Annotated in this window: 19 protein-coding genes and 1 pseudogene; 19 read left to right on the top strand and 1 reads right to left on the bottom strand. The window is 58.6% G+C overall.

The genetic code is table 11. The features are described 5' to 3' along the window. The first annotated feature begins 380 nt into the window (after positions 1 to 380). The 5 genes and pseudogenes from B7X65_RS18735 to B7X65_RS18715 all read left to right on the top strand — a co-directional run bounded on the left by B7X65_RS18735 (position 381) and on the right by B7X65_RS18715 (position 3,247). On the top strand, positions 381 to 794 hold the full coding sequence (locus B7X65_RS18735; protein WP_293595808.1) for a GtrA family protein: 414 nt from the start codon (positions 381 to 383) through the stop codon (positions 792 to 794). 47 nt (positions 795 to 841) lie between these two features. Then, positions 842 to 1,594, top strand: coding sequence for a glycosyltransferase family 2 protein (locus tag B7X65_RS18730; RefSeq protein WP_324487339.1), 753 nt, complete (start codon positions 842 to 844; stop codon positions 1,592 to 1,594). Between the two features lie 65 nt (positions 1,595 to 1,659). After that, positions 1,660 to 1,923: pseudogene (locus B7X65_RS18725) on the top strand (IS21 family transposase); the annotation flags it as partial. Between the two features lie 138 nt (positions 1,924 to 2,061). Next, positions 2,062 to 2,562: a cupredoxin family protein gene (locus B7X65_RS18720; protein WP_293595818.1), complete on the top strand. Its 501-nt coding sequence runs from the start codon at positions 2,062 to 2,064 to the stop codon at positions 2,560 to 2,562. Between the two features lie 256 nt (positions 2,563 to 2,818). Then, on the top strand, positions 2,819 to 3,247 hold the full coding sequence (locus B7X65_RS18715; protein ID WP_293595807.1) for a hypothetical protein: 429 nt from the start codon (positions 2,819 to 2,821) through the stop codon (positions 3,245 to 3,247). A 61-nt stretch (positions 3,248 to 3,308) separates the two neighbouring features. Here the strand turns inward: B7X65_RS18715 and B7X65_RS18710 are convergent, their stop codons facing one another. Continuing rightward, positions 3,309 to 4,727: an MgtC/SapB family protein gene (locus tag B7X65_RS18710; RefSeq protein WP_324487341.1), complete on the bottom strand. Its 1,419-nt coding sequence runs from the start codon at positions 4,725 to 4,727 to the stop codon at positions 3,309 to 3,311. Positions 4,728 to 5,362: 635 nt separating this feature from the next. Between B7X65_RS18710 and B7X65_RS18705 the strand changes: the two genes are divergently transcribed. The 14 genes from B7X65_RS18705 to B7X65_RS18640 all read left to right on the top strand — a co-directional run bounded on the left by B7X65_RS18705 (position 5,363) and on the right by B7X65_RS18640 (position 20,051). Beyond that, positions 5,363 to 5,785, top strand: coding sequence for a hypothetical protein (locus B7X65_RS18705; RefSeq protein ID WP_293595806.1), 423 nt, complete (start codon positions 5,363 to 5,365; stop codon positions 5,783 to 5,785). Between the two features lie 11 nt (positions 5,786 to 5,796). After that, a complete protein-coding gene (locus B7X65_RS18700; RefSeq protein WP_293595805.1) occupies positions 5,797 to 6,057 on the top strand; it encodes a DUF5676 family membrane protein in 261 nt (86 codons plus the stop codon). A 53-nt stretch (positions 6,058 to 6,110) separates the two neighbouring features. Next, complete coding sequence (locus B7X65_RS18695) at positions 6,111 to 7,766, top strand: multicopper oxidase family protein (protein ID WP_293595804.1); 1,656 nt, start codon at positions 6,111 to 6,113, stop codon at positions 7,764 to 7,766. A 51-nt stretch (positions 7,767 to 7,817) separates the two neighbouring features. Beyond that, the gene (locus B7X65_RS18690; protein WP_293595803.1) at positions 7,818 to 8,048 is read left to right on the top strand and encodes a heavy metal-associated domain-containing protein; all 231 of its coding nucleotides are present in this window, start codon (positions 7,818 to 7,820) and stop codon (positions 8,046 to 8,048) included. A 146-nt stretch (positions 8,049 to 8,194) separates the two neighbouring features. Next, positions 8,195 to 10,642 (top strand): cation-translocating P-type ATPase, encoded by a 2,448-nt coding sequence (locus tag B7X65_RS18685; protein WP_293595802.1) that lies wholly within the window; start codon positions 8,195 to 8,197, stop codon positions 10,640 to 10,642. Positions 10,643 to 10,704: 62 nt separating this feature from the next. Further along, a complete protein-coding gene (locus B7X65_RS18680; protein WP_293595801.1) occupies positions 10,705 to 12,534 on the top strand; it encodes a DUF3141 domain-containing protein in 1,830 nt (609 codons plus the stop codon). Between the two features lie 176 nt (positions 12,535 to 12,710). Further along, the gene (locus B7X65_RS18675; RefSeq protein WP_293595800.1) at positions 12,711 to 13,013 is read left to right on the top strand and encodes a DUF2933 domain-containing protein; all 303 of its coding nucleotides are present in this window, start codon (positions 12,711 to 12,713) and stop codon (positions 13,011 to 13,013) included. A 21-nt stretch (positions 13,014 to 13,034) separates the two neighbouring features. Next, positions 13,035 to 13,697: an isoprenylcysteine carboxylmethyltransferase family protein gene (locus B7X65_RS18670; protein WP_293595799.1), complete on the top strand. Its 663-nt coding sequence runs from the start codon at positions 13,035 to 13,037 to the stop codon at positions 13,695 to 13,697. Between the two features lie 45 nt (positions 13,698 to 13,742). Then, a complete protein-coding gene (locus B7X65_RS18665) occupies positions 13,743 to 14,489 on the top strand; it encodes a lycopene cyclase domain-containing protein (RefSeq protein ID WP_293595798.1) in 747 nt (248 codons plus the stop codon). 148 nt (positions 14,490 to 14,637) lie between these two features. Further along, a complete protein-coding gene (locus tag B7X65_RS18660; protein WP_293595797.1) occupies positions 14,638 to 15,693 on the top strand; it encodes a type II glyceraldehyde-3-phosphate dehydrogenase in 1,056 nt (351 codons plus the stop codon). A gap of 107 nt (positions 15,694 to 15,800) precedes the next feature. Next, complete coding sequence (locus B7X65_RS18655; RefSeq protein WP_293595796.1) at positions 15,801 to 17,162, top strand: MBL fold metallo-hydrolase; 1,362 nt, start codon at positions 15,801 to 15,803, stop codon at positions 17,160 to 17,162. Then, on the top strand, positions 17,159 to 18,667 hold the full coding sequence (locus B7X65_RS18650; protein WP_293595795.1) for a thymidine phosphorylase family protein: 1,509 nt from the start codon (positions 17,159 to 17,161) through the stop codon (positions 18,665 to 18,667). Before B7X65_RS18655 ends, B7X65_RS18650 begins: the two co-directional genes overlap by 4 nt. Next, a complete protein-coding gene (locus B7X65_RS18645; protein WP_293595794.1) occupies positions 18,664 to 19,551 on the top strand; it encodes a ribose-phosphate pyrophosphokinase in 888 nt (295 codons plus the stop codon). Before B7X65_RS18650 ends, B7X65_RS18645 begins: the two co-directional genes overlap by 4 nt. Next, positions 19,548 to 20,051 carry a hypothetical protein gene (locus tag B7X65_RS18640; RefSeq protein WP_293595793.1) on the top strand — a complete coding sequence of 168 codons (504 nt, stop codon included), beginning with the start codon at positions 19,548 to 19,550 and terminating at the stop codon, positions 20,049 to 20,051. Before B7X65_RS18645 ends, B7X65_RS18640 begins: the two co-directional genes overlap by 4 nt. The last annotated feature ends 107 nt before the right edge of the window (positions 20,052 to 20,158 follow it).

The following is a 20,158-nucleotide window of genomic DNA, read 5'->3' as shown; positions in this document are numbered from 1 at the left end:
TCATCAACCCGACGGGCTGAAATATCGGTTTAACAAGGAAGCACCAAGAGGCCGCGCGGAAAGCGAAAACCAGCGAACCCTGACGCGCAAGTCCTACTTGTTTTGCTAAAAATGTGCTTACAAACCAACAACTGGCTGGACTGCGATGGCAAATACGATATGGTCTTCTGCGAGCTTGCTATCAATAATTACGCGCGCAGCTCCGTTGACCAAGATTACTAAAAAGTAATCTGGTAGTCATTGCCCGACGTGCCACTGCTGCATACACTTCTCAGCCATAAAGTCGTCTTCGGTGCCGGTCGTTGATCGGTCGCAACTAACACTCCTTGCATGTGGCATTACCAAATTCCCTCACCAACAAAACACGTACAGGCTCACCTATGCCTGTGCTCGAGATCCAGCCGCAAATACCCAGTCACAGGCCCCAAGCGCGACGAATTGCCCGGTATGGCTTTGTTGGCGGATGTGCTACCGCAGTCCATTACCTGGTATTGATTTTTTTTTCAAAGGTGGCCGGTGTTCCCCCAGCATTCTCAGCTTTCATCGGTGCAGTTACCGGATTCATGATCGCGTACGTGGGCAACCGGATGTTTACCTTTCAGACCCCGAACCTGCACTGCGTCGTGCTGCCGCGATACGCAATGATCGCGATGCTTTCGGCCATTGGCAATGGGGGCATCGTGTGGGTCGGCGTGCACCTGCTCGCCACGCACTACCTTGTCGCTCAGCTGGTCGCGACAGTTTTTTTTCTGTGCATCGCATATCCCATCAATCGCAATTGGTCTTTCAAATGATTCGATATCCACTGGGGTTTGATACCCCCACCGCTTCACTTTGCTCCATGAGTGTGGTTGTTCCAGTCTTTAACGAAGAAGCGGTGCTTGCGGCCTTCCATCAACGTCTTAAAGAGGTCCTCGCAAAATTGGACGAAAAAGTAGAGGTGCTCTACGTCGACGACGGAAGCTCTGACGGAACATTCCTGATACTACAGAACCTGCAGGCGCTGGAAAAACAAGTCAGTGTTGTTCGACTGAGCCGCAATTTCGGGAAAGAGCAGGCCATGAGCGCCGGTCTGCGTTTGGCTCAAGGCGATGCTGTCATTTTGATCGATGTCGATCTGCAGGACCCGCCCGAGCTGATTGCTTCAATGGTCGTGGCGTGGCGCGACGGTGCTGACATTGTCAATATGAGGCGTCGCTCACGCGCTGGTGAATCCTGGTTCAAGATGGCAACAGCCTACGCCTTCTATCGCGTAATGAACATGTTGAGCGAAGTACCCGTGCCTCCCGATGTGGGCGACTTCAGACTTTTGGACAGGCGAGTGGTTGCCGCACTGAACCTGTTGTCGGAAAGAGGGCGATTCATGAAGGGCTTGTTTGCTTGGGTGGGCTTTCGGCAAGTGACGCTCGACTACGATCGGGCGCCGCGCGCAGCGGGATCTAGCAAATGGCGGTACTGGCGCCTTTTTAATTTTGCGATTGAAGGAATCACCTCATTTTCTACCGCTCCACTGAAGGTAGCGACCTATGTGGGGCTGCTAAGCGCAGCCTTGTCTGTTGAATTCCGTCGAAATCTGACCCACTTAGCGCAGTAATTTCCATCCAAAACTGACCCACGTAGGCACTACCCTGCTTGTTTTAAAAGCAGGAGAAATTAGGAGTGATAGACGTGGCGACATTGAATGTCATCAGGCGATGGGCATTGCGAGATCAGATGTCCATCCGCGAGATCTCAAGGCGGACAGGCCTGGCTCGCAACACAGTGAAGAAGTACCTGCGATCAGATGAGACGGAGCCCAGCTACGAAAGGCGGGTCAGCTCAAGCAAGCTCGATCCGTACGCCGAGAAGCTGGCTACCTGGCTGGGAGTCGAGGCAACAAAATCGCGGAAACAGCGGCGCACTTTGAGGCAGATCCACACAGACTCAGCCCAAAAAGGAGAAAACCAAGAACTTATCCACATCGTGAGCAGCTTCTGCTCACAAAGAGTGTGGGTCAATATTCGATGGAAAACTCGGGTCAGACTTCAACGCAATTCAACACCCACTCTTGAAAGGTATTCCATGAAATCACGAAACATCCTGCTCGCGCTGCCTTTCGCCTTGCTTTCTTTGTCCGCGATGGCGGCAGGGAATCACGACGATAGCGCGATCGGCAAGCCTGGCGTCGCTTCCAAAGTGACGCGCACAGTCACCGTCGACATGAAAGACGATATGCGCTTCCACTCTTCAAATTTCAACGTCAAACAAGGTGAAACCATTCGCTTCGTCGCCAAGAATTCCGGTAAGGTCAAGCACGAAATGGTATTGGGTACCGAAAAGGATCTCAAGGACCACTATGAGGTGATGAAGAAAAACCCGGAGATGGAACACGCCGACGACAATATGGTCACCGTAGCACCGGGTAAAAGCGGCGAGATCATCTGGCAGTTCACGAGGGCGGGCAGGGTTGACTTCGCCTGCCTGCAGCCGGGCCACTTTGACGCCGGTATGAAAGGGCTAGTGAATGTGGCAGCCGACAAACTACCGCCAAAGAGTGACGGCCATAACGATCACAAACACTGACATTTACGGATGCAACTGGCGATAGTCAGGTTGGCGAGTTCGGTATGTCCATGGATTAGGCCGGAATGGAAATCCGCGAAAACAGCGATTTTTGAGCGTTCGGTTTGCTCTTGAGGTCTGCAATTGGCCGAGTAGTAACCGCGGCACCTAAGCTTTCTTTGGCATGGGCTACAGTTGATGCATCTCAATCGCATCGGTGCTCAAATTTTCTAGGATCAGATCCTTTACAAACAAGGAGTTCAGTATGCCAATTTCCATGGCGTTTCGCGGCGCACCCAAGAAGGTTCTGGTTGCCCTATCGCTTTTTCTGCCTTTGACGGTCGCGACTTTCGGCGTGCAGGCGCAGGATGGCGCGCAGGCTTCACCCCAAGTATCGGTCCAGCAAGGGGTCACGGTGAAGGTGACACCCAAGGCGGTCGGTGCCAGCATTTTGCGCTGGCAATTTGCCGTCGTGTTTGACACCCACAGCAGCGACCTCAGCGATGATCTGCTCAAGACCGCAACGCTGATGACTGCCGATGGTCGCGAGATCAAACCGGTTGCGTGGACGGGTGCCGCGCCGGGCGGGCACCATCGCGAAGGCGTGCTTGAGTTTGTCATGACCGCACCTCCGCCCAGTGCCGTTGAGCTCAGGCTGGAGCGTCCGGGCGAGGCAGAATCACGCGTCTTTCGCTGGAAGTTTTGACAAATTTGACGCCTGACAGCGTGCAGCGACCTGGATGCCTTGAAATGCGCTGACGGAACTTTTAGACAAGCATCATGATGGTTGCAGCCGCCGTACCGACAGCGATTGAAACACCGTAGCCGGCTGCGACACGGCGGCCTAGGGATCGACCGCCGATCACCGCGGCTATCAACGCCTTCATTACCATGTTGGCCGCTACTGCGATGCCAACAGCCGTCGCGGTGGGGGTCACCGTCAAGCTGCCTGCAGCCTGCATTTGAAGCACGGTGACCATGATTGCATCGACATCTGCCAGCCCGGAGAGTGTCGCCACCACATACAGGCCCGGATTACCCAGCCACTCTCTGCCGGCCTGAGTCAGTACCATCATCACGGCGAGAAACGCGCCGAAGCCCAGCGCAGTACTCAGATCGAACGGCGCGACGGGATCTCCCTCGGGTGCGATGTCGACTGATGAGTGTCGCTTCCACTGCAATGCGCCCAGGCCGAGTAGCGCGATACCCGCAGCGACCATTGGAACTCCTAGCGGCCTGCCTAGCGCAGGCTGAAGTGAGACGACGATCACCGCCATGCGCAGGAACATCATTCCGCAGGCGGCCAAAGTACCGGCTGCCGCGGCATTGGCCATCCCCGGTTCAGCTCGAGCACGTCTGGCGAGCGTCAATGTGGCGGCGGTCGAAGAGGCGAGCCCTCCCAGCAGACCGGTCCAGAAAATGCCCCGCTGGGGTCCGGTGAAGCGTATTGCGATATGGCCGCACAGAGACAGGCCGGCGATCAGGACGACCGCCCACCAAAGACGATAAGGATTCAATGCCTTGTAGGGGCCGTAGCCGGCATCCGGCAGCAAGGGCAGGATGACCAGCGACAAGACTAGCAGCTGCAGCGCAGCGCTGAGTTCGCGGTGCTCCACCAGCCGTAGCCAGCGGTGCAGGGTGGGTTTGAGGTCCAGCAACATTGCGACGATGACAGATGCGCCGATAGCAACGGCAGCATGGCCGATGCCCGCCAGTGCGCCCAGGGCGTACGTCAGCAGTGCAGCGACAGCGGTAGTTGCACTCAGGCTGCCATGGGCACGCACACTTTCCCGATAAGACACTGTGGCGAGCAAGGACAAGCCGGCAAGCCCTGCAGCCAGTGGCCAAGGCCCCAGTGTCTGGCTTAGGACGCCGAGCACGCCGCCCAACAAGCCGAACAATGCAAACGTCCGCAATCCCGCGACCCGGCTCCCATCAGCGCCCTCGCGTTCACGCCACCCGCGTTCGAGGCCGATCAAAATGCCGACGGCAAGTGCTGCGGCAAGAGCAGACACCGTGGACGTGATGGAGGCGGATAAGAGGTTCAGGAAAAGATCTCCAATTTTCAAATCAGAGCCCATATTATCTTCAAGGAGATCGAGCAAATGCCTCGTCTTCTTTGTCAATGCAGGCGGCAGACTGACCGGTTTTGTGATCTGGCTTAACTTCCACTTGATGTATGTCAATCAGCTATCGCGTTGGCGAGATAACATTAAAAGCATAAATCTGTACCAGCATGAAGCTCTTTTCCAACATCCGCTCAAAACGCAGCATCGCATTCGTAGCGCTGCTGTTTTGGGTGTTTGCCTTGGCTTCAGGCGTCGCTAATGCTTGTCTTCTGGAGGCTCGCGGAACCCATCTCCACGTAGCAGCCGGATTGGCCGATGCAACGCATGCACCCGCCATATCAACTGGTCATGCTGGGGTCATTGCCGACCACGGCGATGACTCCCGTGCTTCCAAGGCACCGTGCCTTAAGGCTTGCGCCGATGGCGAGTCCTCTGTGTCCCCGCAGAAATTGCGGTCTGTCCAGATCGATCTTGCTGCGGCGCCCTTTCCCGTTTAGTCGAATCGACGAAATGCGGCCCACGACATCTGAGCGACCCCTTCGGGTTCGCTACTCGCGACTAGCACTCTAGCCGTCTGCTGCCGCGTGTTCCAGAGCCTCGCGCTCTGTGATCTTCGCCGCTTCCACATTTTTCCGCCGATTTTGGCTCTTGGTCCTCTTGGTATAGCGGGCAAAGTCGGACATCACGCCGGTACCTGCGCGTGCGCGCATACACACTGTATTTCCCTTCCGTCAACTAACCAGGAGTCTGTCATGACCCATCTCCGTTCAATTTCCCTTGTCATTGCTCTTGCTGCCACTCTCACGTTAGCTGCTTGCACTACCGCTCCAACGATGCCCATGGGCTCGGCAACTGCGGGCAGCATGGCCCCACCCGACCATATGGCCAAGATGGACGCGCAGATGAAGACCATGCAGGGCATGCACGAAAAGATGATGAGCGCCAAAACCCCGGAAGAGCGCAGCAAGCTGATGGCCGAGCACATGAAAACCATGCAGGACGGCATGGCCATGATGGGCGGCATGTCCGGCGCCGGTATGGGTGATATGAAAGGCATGCAAGGCATGACGGGCGATATGGGCGCGCGCCATCAGATGATGGAAAAGCGCATGGAAATGATGCAGACCATGATGAAAATGATGATGGACCGGATGCCTGCCACGCCGGCGAAGTAAGGGGTGTGGTCATGACACCGTTTCGTACAGGTATTGCTCTGGCTGTCACCGTCGGGGTGTTTTATGCCCTGTGCGCGCTGGTCTGGGCTCTTGCCCCAGGGCCTTTTTTGGGTTTCATGAATAACCTCTTCCATGGCATGAACTTCAACAGCATGGTTCAGCCTCGGCCATTCGGGTGGCAAGGTTTCTTGACGGCGCTGCTCGTACTGAGCACCTGGGCGCTATTGGCAGGGGCTTTTTTCGCCTGGCTGCTCAATCGAATGACGCGTTGATTGCCGGCTCTAGCGCGCTGGCGGGGTAGTTAAAGCTTGTAAAGGTAAGTTATATGTTGAAGAGAAGACAGCTGTTTCAGTTTGCCGGTGTGGCGGCCGTGGCCGCCGCCGGGGGCGCCGCCTGGATGTATTACGGATCGCCTCGTTCCGAGGCGTTGGCGGGCGGGCCGTTTCGCCACTATCCCTTCGATCCGGTGGCTGCAGACAATTTCCAGCAGAAGCTGTTCATTCCTGTCGGCAGCGGGCCGTTTGGGGTACTCGATGTCGCCGGGCCGCTCAAAATCCGCGCTACGGCGGCGAGCTTCCCGTTGCTGCCCGGCCGCGAATCCCCCTTCTTGCTGTACCAGACCGAGCAGGCGGGCAAGGCCTACCAGAACCCTATTTTGCGCATTGAGAGCGGCGCGCGTTTCACGGCCAGCCTGGACAACGCGCTCCAGGAGCCGACGATCATCCACTGGCACGGGCTGCACACACCCGCCGCCATGGACGGCCACCCGGCCAGCACCATCGGTCCGGGCGGGCGCTATGCGTATGACTTCAAGGTGAACAACCGCGGCGGCACCTATTGGTACCACACGCACGCGCATGAATTGACCGCCGAACAGGCCTATCACGGCCTGGCGAGTTTCTTCCTGGTGGACGACGATGACCAGCGCAGAGTCAGCAAGGCACTTGATCTGCAGCTCGGCGTCACCGATTTGCCCCTGGTCATTCAGGACAAGCAGTTCGACGCGCAGGGCAAGCTGTTGTACAAGCCTGGTGCCCATGAAGCCATGATGGGCTGGCTGGGCGACATCATGCTCGCCAACCTGACACCCAATGCGGTGCAGGCCGTCACACCGCGCACCTACCGCCTGCGGCTGCTCAACGGGTCGAACGCGCGCATTTACCGGCTCGCCTTCGTCAAGGGAAACAAGGCGCTTGACTTCACCGTCATCGGCACCGACGGCGGCCTGATCGAACGGCCGGAAACGGTGAGCGAAGCCTTTCTCGCGCCGGGCGAACGCCTTGACGTGCTGTTCGACGCAGGCCAGGCGCGGCCCGGTGAGGACATCTTCCTCAGAAGTCTGACCTTCGACGCGATGGAAAACGAAGGACCTGCTGCCGGCCCGGGCGGCATGCCGGGCATGAGCGGCATGGGCATGGGCCAGATGATGGCCAGCATGTCCTCGTCACGATTGCCGCTGGGCCTGGAGTTCAATATCTTGAAACTGTCTGTCACGGCCGGCGAGCGCGTCGTCGCCAAACTGCCGGCCACGCTGTCTCAGGTCAAGCCGATTCCCACCGAGGGCGCCACGCAGCGCAAGATCGAACTGTCGATGGGGCAAATGCGCTTCCTGATCAACGGATACACCTTTCGGATGGACGAAATCGCATTCGACGTTAAACGCGGTGCAGTGGAGATCTGGAGCATCAGCAACCCGGCGCTGGGCATGCCGCATCCGATGCACATCCACGGCTTTTCGTTCCAGGTGCTCGAACGCATTGGCAGCCCGCCTCAGATAGCGGCCATGGCGCGGTTCGGTCAGGGCCGCACCGTAAGCGACCTCGGCTGGAAAGACACCGTGCTGGTTTGGCCCGGTGAAACGGTGCGGGTGGCAATCGACTTCGCCCACGATTACCCCGGCGACCAGACCTATGTATTCCATTGCCACAACCTGGAACACGAAGACGGCGGGATGATGATCAATTTTCGCGTCAAGGCGTGAAGGCGAATCTATACACGGGCTTAGGCAATTCAACTCACGGGAAAACTTACCATGAACACACTTAAATTTGATATCAGCGGAATGACTTGCGGCGGTTGCACGGGTAGCGTGCAGCGAACTCTGAAAAAAATTGACGGAGTCAGTCACGCCGAAGTGACTTTGAATCCGGGCGTCGCTACCGTTGTGACTGATCCCGCCCGGGTGTCGCCCGCGCAAATTGAATTGGCGATCACCAGCCTTGGCTACCCGGCTAAGGCGCGCCCGGCAGATCAAGGTCAATAGGCCCGGCCATGAGCAGGAAGAGCCGCAAACAAGCCCAGCAGAGATGGCCACACGGCACTCCCCGTGACCATGGTCGCGACTCGGATGTCTCTACTCCAAGCGACGCCAGGCTGCGGGCCCGCTGAATTATTTGTATTGGTAAATGCATGAAAACAAAAACCATCGAGGTTGGCGATCTGGTCTCCACACTGAGCGCCACAGGCGTTGAGAAGCAGCTCTCTACGCTTCCGGGTGTCCATCACGTAGACGTGAACTACGTCGCCGGCAGCGCGACCGTGCACTATGATGAATCGCGGATCGAGCTTGAAACTATCCGGCAACGCGTGATCGACTGCGGCTATCACTGCCGCGGCCAACTCCTCCCAGCCTATGTTTGCGCTCCGGAGCAGCATAAGACGGCAGGAGATGCACATGCCGGACATGCCGGGCACACCATGCCTGGCGGCGATTCGGGGACTGAGCTGCGAGCCGCGGTGAAAGCTGCGCCAGCGGCGCGTGGCGACCATGGTTCTCACGGTGGTCACGGCGACCCTTCCGCTAACGGGAAGGCCGACATGATGCATGACATGGGGCACGCACCGGGTATGTCGATGGAGGACATGGCCAAGGACATGCGCAACCGCTTCCTTGTAGCACTGTTGTTCGCAATTCCAGTGTTTCTGTATTCACCGATGGGGCAGATGTTTGGCGACTTTGCTACTCCGTTTGGCATCGACCGCAAGCTGTTTCTGTTCGTCGTCGCGACAGGTGCCATTGCCTATCCGGGCTGGCCCTTCTTCATCGCTGCTTGGCGTGCTGCGCGCAACAAGGTTGCGAACATGGCGACCCTGGTCGTCCTGTCGGTAGGCACGGGGTACGTCTTCAGTGTCGGCGCCACTTTCCTTTATGAAGGTGAGGTGTTTTACGAAGCGGCAGCCGTGTTGCTGGTCTTCATCTTGTTGGGGCATTGGTTGGAGATGCGCGCGCGCGCCGGAGCTTCGGACGCGATCCGCTCCTTGATGGATCTGGCCCCACCCATGGCCACAGTGCTGCGTGGTGGCGTCGAGGTCAAGGTCCCTACTGCCGAGGTATTGGTCGGGGAGACAGTTGTCATCAAACCGGGAGACAAGATTCCGGTGGATGGCGAAATTTTTGAGGGCGGTTCGCAGGTCGATGAATCCATGCTGACCGGCGAGTCCATGCCAGTAAAAAAGGTCGTTGGCGATGCGGTCATCGGCGCTACGATCAACAAAAGCGGCAGCTTCCGCTACAAGGCTACCAAAGTCGGCGCAGACACCGCGCTCGCGCAGATTGTCAAGTTAGTCCAGGAAGCGCAGAACTCAAAGGCCCCGGGCCAGTTGCTGGCGGATAGGGCCTCGCAGTGGCTGGTGCTGGCTGCCATTGTTATCGGGCTGCTCACCTTCAGCGTCTGGTTCTGGGTCTTGGGCCAGCCTTTGCTGTTCGCCCTGACTTTAACGATCACGGTATTCGTGATTGCCTGCCCCGACGCCCTGGGGCTGGCCACCCCGATGGCCATCATGGTCGGGACCGGACTTGGGGCCATGAACGGCATCCTCTTCAAGAACGCTGCCGCGCTGGAAAACGCCACCAAGTTGACAGTCATCGTCTTCGACAAGACGGGCACGCTCACGCTCGGGCAGCCAGACGTCGTGGAAATGGTCACCGCGCCAGGTGTCAACGACGCGCAGCTGCTGGCCACGGCAGCGGCTGTGGAGAAGTTCTCCGAGCATCCTTTGGCGCTTGCAATACTCAAGCGAGCCGGCACCACGCCGACTGAGGTCGCGACGGGTTTTACCAATATTGATGGGCAGGGCGCTCGCGCAGCTATCAACGGTGAAAACGTCTTGCTCGGCAATCGTCAGCTGATGGAATCTGAAAACGTCGCCTTGGAGGAGCTCTCGTCGCAAGCCTCCCGTCTTCAGGGCGGCGGCCGCACCGTGGTGTATGTCGCTCGGGCTGGCAAGCTGATAGGCCTGATTGCCATCGCCGACGCCGTCCGGCCAACCTCCATGGCGACGATCGCCAAGCTGCAGGAGCGTGGCGTGAAGGTCGCGATGATCACCGGGGACAATCAGTCCACAGCGGATCGGATTGGGAAAGAACTCGGCATCGACATCGTTCTAGCCGATGTGTTGCCTGGCCAGAAGGCCTCCAAGATCAAAGAACTGCAGGCCCAGGGCCATAAGGTCGGCATGGTCGGCGACGGCATTAACGACGCTCCGGCCCTGACACAGGCTGATGTGGGCTTCGCAATTGGCGCGGGCACTGACGTGGCGATGGAGAGCGCCCAAGTCATTTTGATGAAGAGCGATCCCTATGACGTGGTCGGTGCCATCGAGCTGTCACGCGCCACGCTGCGCAAGATGCACCAGAACCTGTGGTGGGCTGTCGGCTACAACGTAATTGCCTTTCCTCTGGCGGCCGGCGTCTTTTACCCATTCACCCTGTCGCCCGAGGTCGCAGCACTGTCGATGTCCGGCAGCTCGGCCCTGGTAGCAATCAATGCATTGCTACTCAAACGCACCAAGCTCGCTGGTATTAGACACCAGAAGCCGCAAGCTTCAACGACAACGGCCGCAGGGGTTTCATCATGATAAAGCGGTACTCGGTTCCAAGCGACATGGACTCAGATTGTTCGAAACATAGAAGGTAGACCATGAGCACGAGCACACATCGTCCTAAGGGAAGACCTGGGCGAGTTACCGCAACACAGGCCAGGTCTTCAGCCAAGCCGGTTTCAGACGCCTCACCCGGCGAGTCTGCCGCGCCAAAGGTGCAAGCCGCGACAGACAGTTTGGGGGCGTTGGATGCCGCGTGGCGCTATTACATCGATTCCGTGCAGCGCGGCGTGCTGTTCTTCGACGTGCTACGCGAACGCGGCGACAACATGCTTGCCCACGAGCGCGCTGGCCAGCCGCCTTTGCTCGACTTTGAGCATGAACTGGTGCTGGATGCCCGCACTTTCGCAAAATCCGCCAACTACGCGCTGCTGCGCATCACACGCTGTGGCCCCACACATGCCAGCGATTTCGAGCGGCAAGACCTGAGGCCGGTTCTGGTGATTGATCCGCGTGCCGGTCACGGTCCAGGTATCGGCGGTTTCAAGCACGACTCCGAGGTTGGCGTGGCACTGCACGAGGGGCACCCGACCTATTTCGCCAGCTTCTTCTCCGAGCCTTGCCCGGGCCAGACGCTCAGTAACGTGATCCATGCACTGCGCGCGTTCGTAGAAGAGATCGTACGTCGCCACGGCGTGGCACCGGCTCTTTACGGCAACTGTCAGGGCGGTTGGGCTGTGGCGCTGCTGGCCGCCGAATGTGAGGGTCTCGACGGTCCGGCAGTGCTCAATGGTTCGCCGCTGTCGTACTGGGCCGGTGCCGAAAAAGTGAACCCGATGCGCCTTGCTGGCGGCCTGCTGGGCGGCGAGTGGCTCACGCACCTGATGGCCGATCTTGGCGGTGGGCGGCTCGATGGCGCCTGGCTGGTGCAAAACTTCGAGGGTCTAAATCCGGCCAATACCTGGTGGGAGAAGAACTACAACCTTTACGCCCATGTGGATACCGAACGCGAACGTTTCCTTGAATTCGAACGCTGGTGGTCAAGCTACTTTTTCCTCAGCCGCGAAGAAATCCTCGCCACCGTTGAGAACCTGTTCATCGGAAACCGGTTAGAGCAAGGCCAGGTCCAACTCGACTCGTGCGATATGGCCGATCCCTGTGTCGTAGACCTGAAGCGCATCCGCAATCCGATGGTGATCTTCGCCTCCAGCGGCGACAACATCACACCACCGCATCAGGCGCTGGCCTGGCTTCCCGCGATCTACCCTGACACAGCCGCGCTCAAAGCCGCGGGACAGCGCATCGTGTACCTTCTCAATCCGCATGTCGGGCACCTGGGAATTTTCGTGTCAGCCAGCGTTGCACAACATGAACACCGGGCCATTCTGGAAAACATCGAAACCTTCAAGAATCTGGCACCCGGGCTGTATGAGATGAAGCTCGGAGAGCCGGTCAAAAGCCGGGCAGTGCGCGGAGCTGAAAAACCAGCTGGCGGTGATACGTCATTGCCAAGGCATAAAGTCTGGTTCGAGGAGCGGCGTATCGAGGACTTGCAGTTCAACTATCCACGAAAGGCCTTCGAGAAAGTGGCAGTAGTGTCGCAGTGGAACGAGTTGGCATATCGCACCTGGGCCAGCCCCTGGATCAAGTGGAGTGCCAACCCGGTGTCTGCATTCACGCAAAAGTGGGGCCACCCGATGCGTCTGCGGCGCTACCTGTTCTCGCCGCAGGTGACGCCAGCGATGGCTTGGGTGACCTTCGCCGCGGAGTGGGTCCGGCGGAACCGACAGGCTGCATCCAAAGATAACCCGTGGCGGTTACGGGAAGAGGAGGCGGGGAAATTTATTTCCGCCACGCTGGAACAGTGGCGTGTACAGCGCGATGCTGCAGAGGAGCATCTGTTCACAACCTTATACGGAAGATCATGAAGTACTCCTATCGCGATCGACGCCATTCGATGATGACAGCTCATACCGCATCCGTGTCCATAGCACCGGTCTCTGAGGAACTTAGCCATGAATGAAGAACCGCGCATTTTGACATTCCGTACACGGCCCTTGAGCCCTGTATTTTCTCCAACCACGATCCTCGAAAGGACTTTCACATGAAACGCTTACTTTCCTTACGCCGCCGCCAACGCGGCAAGGTCTCGACCTGGATATTCGCTGGTTTTGCGGCGGTCGCGCTGTTCTTCCTTTTGACAGAACATCGCGCTCATCTTTTCGGCTGGCTGCCCTTCCTGCTCTTGGGGGGCTGCGTGTTGATGCATATGTTCCACGGTGGTCATGGGGGCCACGGTCAACATCGATCTGACGATACGCCCGGCCGCCGCGACCAAGACGCAGCACCCGGAGAGGTTACCCCGAAGCCGGGCGCATCAGCGTCATCTGGCACCCACCACCACTGAACCTATTTCGGAGTCAAGGACATGGACCAATCTTCTGCACCAGCCTATGGGCTGTGGACGCTGGTAGTCATCAATTCACTGGTGTTCATTATTTTCGCTTTTAGTTTCGCCAAGCCGCAGAGCCCAAGGGACTGGCGCTCGTTCAGTGCCTTCTCCGGGTTTCTGGTGGCGCTTTTTGCCGAGATGTATGGCTTCCCGCTAACCATCTACCTGATGTCGGGATGGTTGAGCACCAAGTTCCCGGGTGTGGACTTCCTCTCGCACGATGCCGGTCATTTGTTGGAAGTGATGTTCGGCTGGCGTGCTAATCCCCACTTCGGTCCGTTTCATCTGCTTAGCGCCTTATTCATCGGCGGCGGCTTTTGGCTGCTGTCCGCAGCTTGGTCGGTGTTGTACGCGAACCAGCGTGCAGGAACACTTGCTCAAAGTGGCGCATATGCAAGGGTTCGGCATCCCCAGTACGTGGCGTTTGTGATGATCATGTTCGGCTTCCTGCTGCAGTGGCCAACGGTACTGACGCTGGTGATGTTCCCAGTCTTGTGTGTGATGTACGTGCGGCTTTCCTATACGGAGGAGCGCGAATCGGCACAGCGTTTTGGGGATGAATGGGATCGCTACGCGAGCCGAACACCTCGATTTATTCCGAACTTTGGCGGATCACCTTCGACGCAACACCCCACTTAACACGTCGCTGGGCATTGGAAATCATCTCACTTGGGGCGCTACGACATGACCGACGATCCATCTTTCCGCTATGCATGGTTAATCTGGGCCTCGGCATTTATGGTGCCGTGGGCACTGCTGTTCTACTTCCGCCCCGAACAGCGCCGTCCCATGCTTTGGGCCAGCACGCTGACCACACCCTTCGGTCTGACAGAGCCGCTTTTCGTGCCCGCCTACTGGAATCCACCCAGTCTGTTTGATCTGGCCCAACGAACAGGCTTTGATATTGAAAGCCTGATCTTCTGTTTCGCGATCGGTGGCCTAGGCGTGGCCGGCTATCGCGCTCTAACTTCATTACCACTCAGAAGCATGGATCACCGAGCGAGATCGATGCCACAGCATCGCTGGCACCTGTTGGCGCTAGCCAGTCCAATTTTCGTCTTCGGTGGCCTGATGGTGATGCGTTGGAATCCAATTTATCCCGGAATTCTGGCGATGTTTTCAGGGGCAATGGCAACACTCTTTTGCCGGCCGGACCTCTGGCGAAACACACTCTTCGGCGGAGGCGTTTTTCTGGCGCTGTATGCGGTCTTTCTGCTCGGGTTGAAGTGGTTTTGGCCCGGTTACGTTGAGGCCGTCTGGAACCTGGGCGCTTTGCTTGCCTGGCGTCCGGGTGGTTTGCCTATAGAGGAGCTCTTGTTTGGCTTCGCTTTCGGCATGTACTGGAGCAGTGTTTATGAGCATCTCACCTGGCGGCAGCGGGACATGGCGCGGATTCGCCGAGTCGTAAGTGCCGGAAGAGGTGTTACGTGAAAAGAGACTCGTGCGGCCGTGCCGGAAGGACGAAAGCGAAGGGCGCGTCGGCAGCGATATGGCTCGCTGAGCCCGACCTCACAGGCGTCCAGAGGCGTGACACCCCAGATCTCGCGGTAGCCCAGTATCGATTGATAAAGGAGAACGAATGAACAACATGATCCAGGTAGGCATCGTCGGCTACGGGGTGATCGGCAAGCGTGTTGCCGAAGCCATCAAAAATCAGCCGGATATGGCATTAGCGGGCGTAGCCGATGTTGCCGCAGACTGGCGCATTCTGGGCGCCGTGACGCAACAAATACCCCTCTATGCCGCGGACGCGTCGGCAAGCCAGCGCATGCGAGAGGCGGGTTTTCATCTCAGCGGGTCGCTTGATGATCTCTTGGGCATCAGCGACATCGTCGTGGACTGTACGCCCAAGCGCGTTGGTGCCAGCAATGCGGAGCGCTATCGCGCCGCCGGAAAGGCATTTATTCTTCACGGCGGCGAAAAACATGAAGTAACTGGGCATTCCTTCGTGGCTGAGGCGAACTACGCCTCGGCGGTCGGTCGCCGAGCGACCCGTGTGGTGTCTTGCAATACCACATCGATCGTTCGCACCCTGGGTGCCCTCAAACGCGCCGGCTTGCTCAAACGCGCGCGCGGCACACTGCTGCGGCGCGCCACCGACCCATGGGAAAGTCATCTGGGCGGCATCATGAACACGGTGCTTCCCGAACCTTCGATTCCGAGCCACCAGGGGCCCGATGCGCGCAGCGTTGACCCCGATCTCGACGTGGTGACGATGGCGGTCGCTGTTCCGACGACGATTGCGCACGTCCATTATTGGGCGGTTGATATGACCCGTTCAGCGAGCAAAGAGGAAGTTCTGGAGACCTTTTCCCGCTCCAGCCGGATCGCCCTAATCAAAGGCAGTACCGGCCTCACTGCCCCAAACGTGGTCAAGGAGTTGATGGCCGACAGCGGCCGGCCGCACGACAGCCTGTACGAAGTAGGACTTTGGTCCGACATGCTGCACGTGGAAGGCGCGGAGTTGTTCTATGCCTACATGGTAGACAACCAGGCCATCGTTATTCCAGAGACGATAGACGCCATCCGTGCGCTGGGGATAAGGGGTGTGCCGGCAAGCGAATCCATTGCCATGACAGACGCCTCTTTAGGCGTGGGCGCACCGTTCGCATCAAAAAAATGGCCTTCGTCATGAGAGAGAGGTTCTTCGTATACGACCGGTGGTTGCCGTACTGCAATGGCTAAACCAGTGTTTGTGTCATCCGAAACCGTATTTTCAATCACTTTCCTGAAAGTTCCCACATGAAACTCGCATTTCTCGGTGCCGCGGGCACTGTCACCGGTTCCAAGACACTCGTCACCCATGAAGGGAAACAGCTGCTCGTCGATTGTGGTCTGTTTCAAGGCTACAAAAATTTACGCTCGATGAACTGGGAGGAATTCCCATTCGATCCGAAGCAACTCGATGCCGTCATCCTGACGCATGCGCACCTCGATCATTCCGGGGCCTTGCCATTGCTCGTCAAGCAGGGTTTTCGTGGTCCGGTATTTGCCACGCCATCCACGATTGAAGTCTGCGGAGTTCTGCTGCCCGACAGCGGAAGGTTGCAGGAAGAAGACGCGGAGTATGCCAACCGCCGCCAGCGGTCTAAACACACACCAGCCCTGCCGCTGTACACCGAAGAGGATGCTTTCCGGGCCTTGCGTCGTCTGGAGCCGTTGCCTTTTGATGCCCCCGCCAGAGGCGTCGCCGGTATGCATCTCCGCCTACGGCCAGCGGGGCATATTCTGGGCGCCGGTTCGGTCGAGGTGACGGCGGGCGAGACCACCATCTTGTTCTCAGGCGACCTGGGCCGCCCGGACGATCTCGTCATGCGGGCGCCTGCGCCTATCGAGCGGGCTGACTATATCGTCGCCGAATCGACGTACGGTGACCGCCTTCATGACGGGGCAGATGCCGAAACTCTGCTGGGCGAGGTGATCAGGCGCACGGCCGCACGGGGAGGTGTCGTAGTAATTCCCGCGTTTGCAGTCGGGCGAGCCCAATCGCTTTTGTATTCGATTTACCGCTTAAAAGAGCGTTCGGAAATCCCTGACATGCCCGTTTACCTGAACAGCCCGATGGCAATCGACATGACCGATATCTATCACCGCTATCGCGCAGAGCACCGGCTGTCGCCGGAGGAGTGCATCGGGATGTGTCAGGTCGCGAAAATGGTTCGTACAGTAGAGGAGTCGCGTGCGCTGGTCGCCCAACATTACCCGGCCGTTATCGTATCGGCTAGTGGCATGGCCACTGGTGGGCGGGTGCTGCATCACCTGAAGGCGCTGGCGCCGGATAGACGCAACACCATCTTGTTCGCCGGATTCCAGGCTGGGGGCACACGCGGCGGCAGGATAGTTGCCGGCGAGAAAAGCATTCGCATTCACGGGGAGGATGTCGCCGTCAATGCCGAAGTGGTGTCTTTGCCAGGCATGTCCGCCCACGCCGACGCGCGCCAGATCGTCGATTGGCTCAAAACTTCTCCGAAGGCACCTCGGGGTGTTTTCCTCAATCATGGCGAACCGGCTCCGGCAGATGCGCTCCGGCAACGCATAGAGCGTGAACTCGGCTGGTCTGTGACCGTCCCGCGGCTGGGCCAGACCTTGGAGATTGCACGATGAACGGAGTTGGATTGCGGCTGCGTCCCCTGGGGATAGACACACACCAGGAATTCGTGATCTACATGCGGCGTGATTGCCACGTCTGCCGCGCTGAAGGGTTCGAAGCGCAAACACGCGTCGAGGTAGACCTGCACGACCGTCGCATCATAGCGACAATCAACGTCGTCGATTCAGATCTGCTGGCGGAGGGGGAGGTCAGTCTTTCAACCAGCGCCTGGAAAGCGTTGAATGCCATTTTGGGAGACATCGTCGGCGTGGCGCATGCGCCGACACTCGACTCTCTGAGTGCCATGCGTGCCAAGATCTACGGTCATCGGCTTGATGCCCCTGCGCTCAAGGCCATCGTGACGGACGTCGCTGCGGGCCGATATTCGGATTTGCACATCGCCGCCTTCCTGAGTGCCTGCGCGGGTGGGCGTATGGACCTCCAGGAAACAATCGATCTGACGCGAGCAATGGTTGACGTGGGGGAGCGTATTGATTGGGGGCGAACCCCCATTGCGGACAAGCACTGCATAGGAGGTTTGCCTGGCAACCGGACAACTCCCATCGTGGTTGCCATTGCCGCTGCAGCTGGGCTGACAATGCCAAAGACTTCATCCCGCGCGATCACTTCACCTGCTGGTACCGCCGATGTGATGGAAACGGTGACCCGTGTTGATCTGGATCTACCTGCAATGCGCCGCGTCGTCGAGCGCGAGGGCGGCTGTTTTGTATGGGGAGGGGCGCTGACCCTGAGTCCGGCGGATGACTTGCTGATCCGTGTTGAGCGTCCACTGGACCTCGATAGCGACGCCCAGCTGGTCGCGTCCGTGTTGTCCAAGAAGATTGCCGCCGGGGCGACGCACGCGGTGATCGACATTCCCGTTGGTCCCACCGCCAAGGTTCGGACCAATGAAGATGCGCATCGCCTTCAGGTCCTGCTTGAACAGGTAGCTGCTGCACATGGAATCCACTTGCGGGTTGTCCGCACGAACGGTGCACAGCCCGTTGGGCGTGGCGTTGGCCCCGCACTGGAAGCGCATGATGTCCTGGCGGTGTTGCGCGGTGCGGCTGCGGCCCCTGTGGATCTTCGCATGCGGTCGCTGGTGCTCGCGGGAGATCTTCTGGAGTTCTGCGGGCATAGCATTCCAGGCGCTGGCAAATCGGAGGCTTGGCGACTACTTGACAGCGGCGCGGCCTGGGACAAGTTTCAGGCTATCTGCGAGGCGCAAGGTGGGTTGCGCGAGCCCGGTGTCGCCCCTTTGCTTGAAGCGGTGACAGCCGAACGTACCGGCTATGTCTCCGGCATCGACAGTCGACGGCTCGCGCGGGTTGCGAAACTCGCCGGTGCGCCTGGCGCTCCCACTGCCGGGCTCTCTTTACATGTGAAGTTGGGCGATCCTGTGCAGCTTGGTCAGCCCTTGTTCACATTGCACGCGGAGGCACCGGGAGAACTGGCCTACGCTAAGCGCTATCTCGCGACGCACCCGATTTTGACACTGGGCGAGGTGGCAAAATCATGAAGCCTGTGGGGATCGCCATGCCAGGCAATGAGCGCCTTACCGACGATCTGGCTGCTCATTTTGATTTCGAGCGCGGACTTGCAACGGTTCGCCGTTTCCCCGACGGAGAATCTCATGTGAGGGCTGAAACCTCGGTCGAAGGGCGACATGTGTTCATCGTGTGCACGCTTGACCGGCCGGATGACAAACTGGTGCCGCTCCTGCTTCTGGCAAGCGCCATCCGCGAAGCTGGTGCGGCATCGGTCGGCTTGGTGGCTCCATACCTGGCCTACATGCGTCAGGATCGGCAGTTTCACGCGGGTGAGACGATCAGCGCCCAGCATGTAGCGGCGTGGATCTCACGCCATGTGGACTGGTTGGTCACTGTAGATCCTCATTTGCACCGCATTGCGGATCTATCGCAGGTTTACAGTATTCCTTCGCGGGTGGCCCATGCGGCAGACGGCGTCGCAAGCTGGGTACGGCTGAATGTAAGCCAACCGCTTTTGATTGGGCCTGACGAGGAAAGCGGCCAGTGGGTAAGGGATGTGGCGCAGCGCGCGGAAGTGCCTTTCATCATATTGGCAAAGAACCGGCGAGGCGATCGTGATGTCGAAGTGTCCGTCCCTGAGGTTGATCGCTGGCGCTCGCACACGCCAGTGCTGGTGGACGACATCGTTTCGACCGCACGGACCATGATCGAAACCGTTGGCCATCTACGCCGTATCGGTCTGGCCGCACCCGTGTGCGTGGCCGTGCATGCTGTGTTCGCACAAACGGCTTTTGAGGATCTGCATGCGGCCGGTGCGGCTGACATAGTGAGCTGCGACACGATTTCTCACCCGTCCAATCGCATCGCACTGGCCTTCGCCATTGCAGCCAGCGTGCGCGAGTTTCTTCCATGAATCCGAACCAGACTATCCGGGAGGCCGCCATGTCGTTCGTGTTGTCAAAACTGGCTGCACTTTTTGTGCTGCTCATCCTCGCACTTGGGTCGTCCGCCGTTCTGGCACAGGCGCGCCTCGAACGCGACGGTGTGGTTCTCTACTGGGGTCTCGTGCCCGCCGCAGTCGTGTCAGAGAAACACGCTTTGGAAGACATGCATGGTGTCGTGCCGCAGGACGGTAGCCAAGTCCACCACCTCGTCGTTGCCCTGTTCACAAGTAGCGGCGCGCGTATCGGGGACGCCGTGGTGCGCGCCCAGCTCAGCGAAACCGGGATTGTCGATGCACCGCCAAAGTACCTGACGCCGATGAGTGTCAACGGCCAAATGACCTACGGCCAGTTGTTCTCGACCGCCAGGAGCGGGCCGTACCGCTTCCGCGTCATGGTCAAGCTGGCCAGCCGAGCCACCGAGATCGAGTTCGCTGTGTCGGCCTGGTCGCCTCATCGCGAAGTCCGATAAGCTATCCCGCCCAAGAACCCGTTGGTCAACCTTCAAAGGCCCACAGTGACAAGTAACACTCCAGCCAGCGCGTCAGATGCAGCCACTGCAGACTTAACGGCTGTCAG

Origin of the sequence: Polaromonas sp. 39-63-25 (assembly GCF_002278925.1) — a bacterium.
In the GTDB taxonomy this organism is placed as follows: domain Bacteria; phylum Pseudomonadota; class Gammaproteobacteria; order Burkholderiales; family Burkholderiaceae_C; genus Polaromonas.
This window is presented reverse-complemented; position numbering and strand designations above follow the sequence as displayed.

What these genes read in the sequence shown, in the direction of transcription:
- B7X65_RS18685 (WP_293595802.1), top strand. Translation starts at nt 8,195, where the DNA reads ATGAAAACAAAAACCATCGAGGTTGGCGATCTGGTCTCCACACTGAGC.
- B7X65_RS18640 (WP_293595793.1), top strand. Translation starts at nt 19,548, where the DNA reads ATGAATCCGAACCAGACTATCCGGGAGGCCGCCATGTCGTTCGTGTTG.
- B7X65_RS18670 (WP_293595799.1), top strand. Translation starts at nt 13,035, where the DNA reads ATGGACCAATCTTCTGCACCAGCCTATGGGCTGTGGACGCTGGTAGTC.
- B7X65_RS18720 (WP_293595818.1), top strand. Translation starts at nt 2,062, where the DNA reads ATGAAATCACGAAACATCCTGCTCGCGCTGCCTTTCGCCTTGCTTTCT.
- B7X65_RS18675 (WP_293595800.1), top strand. Translation starts at nt 12,711, where the DNA reads ATGAAACGCTTACTTTCCTTACGCCGCCGCCAACGCGGCAAGGTCTCG.
- B7X65_RS18680 (WP_293595801.1), top strand. Translation starts at nt 10,705, where the DNA reads ATGAGCACGAGCACACATCGTCCTAAGGGAAGACCTGGGCGAGTTACC.
- B7X65_RS18705 (WP_293595806.1), top strand. Translation starts at nt 5,363, where the DNA reads ATGACCCATCTCCGTTCAATTTCCCTTGTCATTGCTCTTGCTGCCACT.
- B7X65_RS18730 (WP_324487339.1), top strand. Translation starts at nt 842, where the DNA reads ATGAGTGTGGTTGTTCCAGTCTTTAACGAAGAAGCGGTGCTTGCGGCC.
- B7X65_RS18655 (WP_293595796.1), top strand. Translation starts at nt 15,801, where the DNA reads ATGAAACTCGCATTTCTCGGTGCCGCGGGCACTGTCACCGGTTCCAAG.
- B7X65_RS18665 (WP_293595798.1), top strand. Translation starts at nt 13,743, where the DNA reads ATGACCGACGATCCATCTTTCCGCTATGCATGGTTAATCTGGGCCTCG.
- B7X65_RS18645 (WP_293595794.1), top strand. Translation starts at nt 18,664, where the DNA reads ATGAAGCCTGTGGGGATCGCCATGCCAGGCAATGAGCGCCTTACCGAC.
- B7X65_RS18715 (WP_293595807.1), top strand. Translation starts at nt 2,819, where the DNA reads ATGGCGTTTCGCGGCGCACCCAAGAAGGTTCTGGTTGCCCTATCGCTT.
- B7X65_RS18695 (WP_293595804.1), top strand. Translation starts at nt 6,111, where the DNA reads ATGTTGAAGAGAAGACAGCTGTTTCAGTTTGCCGGTGTGGCGGCCGTG.
- B7X65_RS18650 (WP_293595795.1), top strand. Translation starts at nt 17,159, where the DNA reads ATGAACGGAGTTGGATTGCGGCTGCGTCCCCTGGGGATAGACACACAC.
- B7X65_RS18690 (WP_293595803.1), top strand. Translation starts at nt 7,818, where the DNA reads ATGAACACACTTAAATTTGATATCAGCGGAATGACTTGCGGCGGTTGC.
- B7X65_RS18735 (WP_293595808.1), top strand. Translation starts at nt 381, where the DNA reads ATGCCTGTGCTCGAGATCCAGCCGCAAATACCCAGTCACAGGCCCCAA.
- B7X65_RS18700 (WP_293595805.1), top strand. Translation starts at nt 5,797, where the DNA reads ATGACACCGTTTCGTACAGGTATTGCTCTGGCTGTCACCGTCGGGGTG.
- B7X65_RS18660 (WP_293595797.1), top strand. Translation starts at nt 14,638, where the DNA reads ATGAACAACATGATCCAGGTAGGCATCGTCGGCTACGGGGTGATCGGC.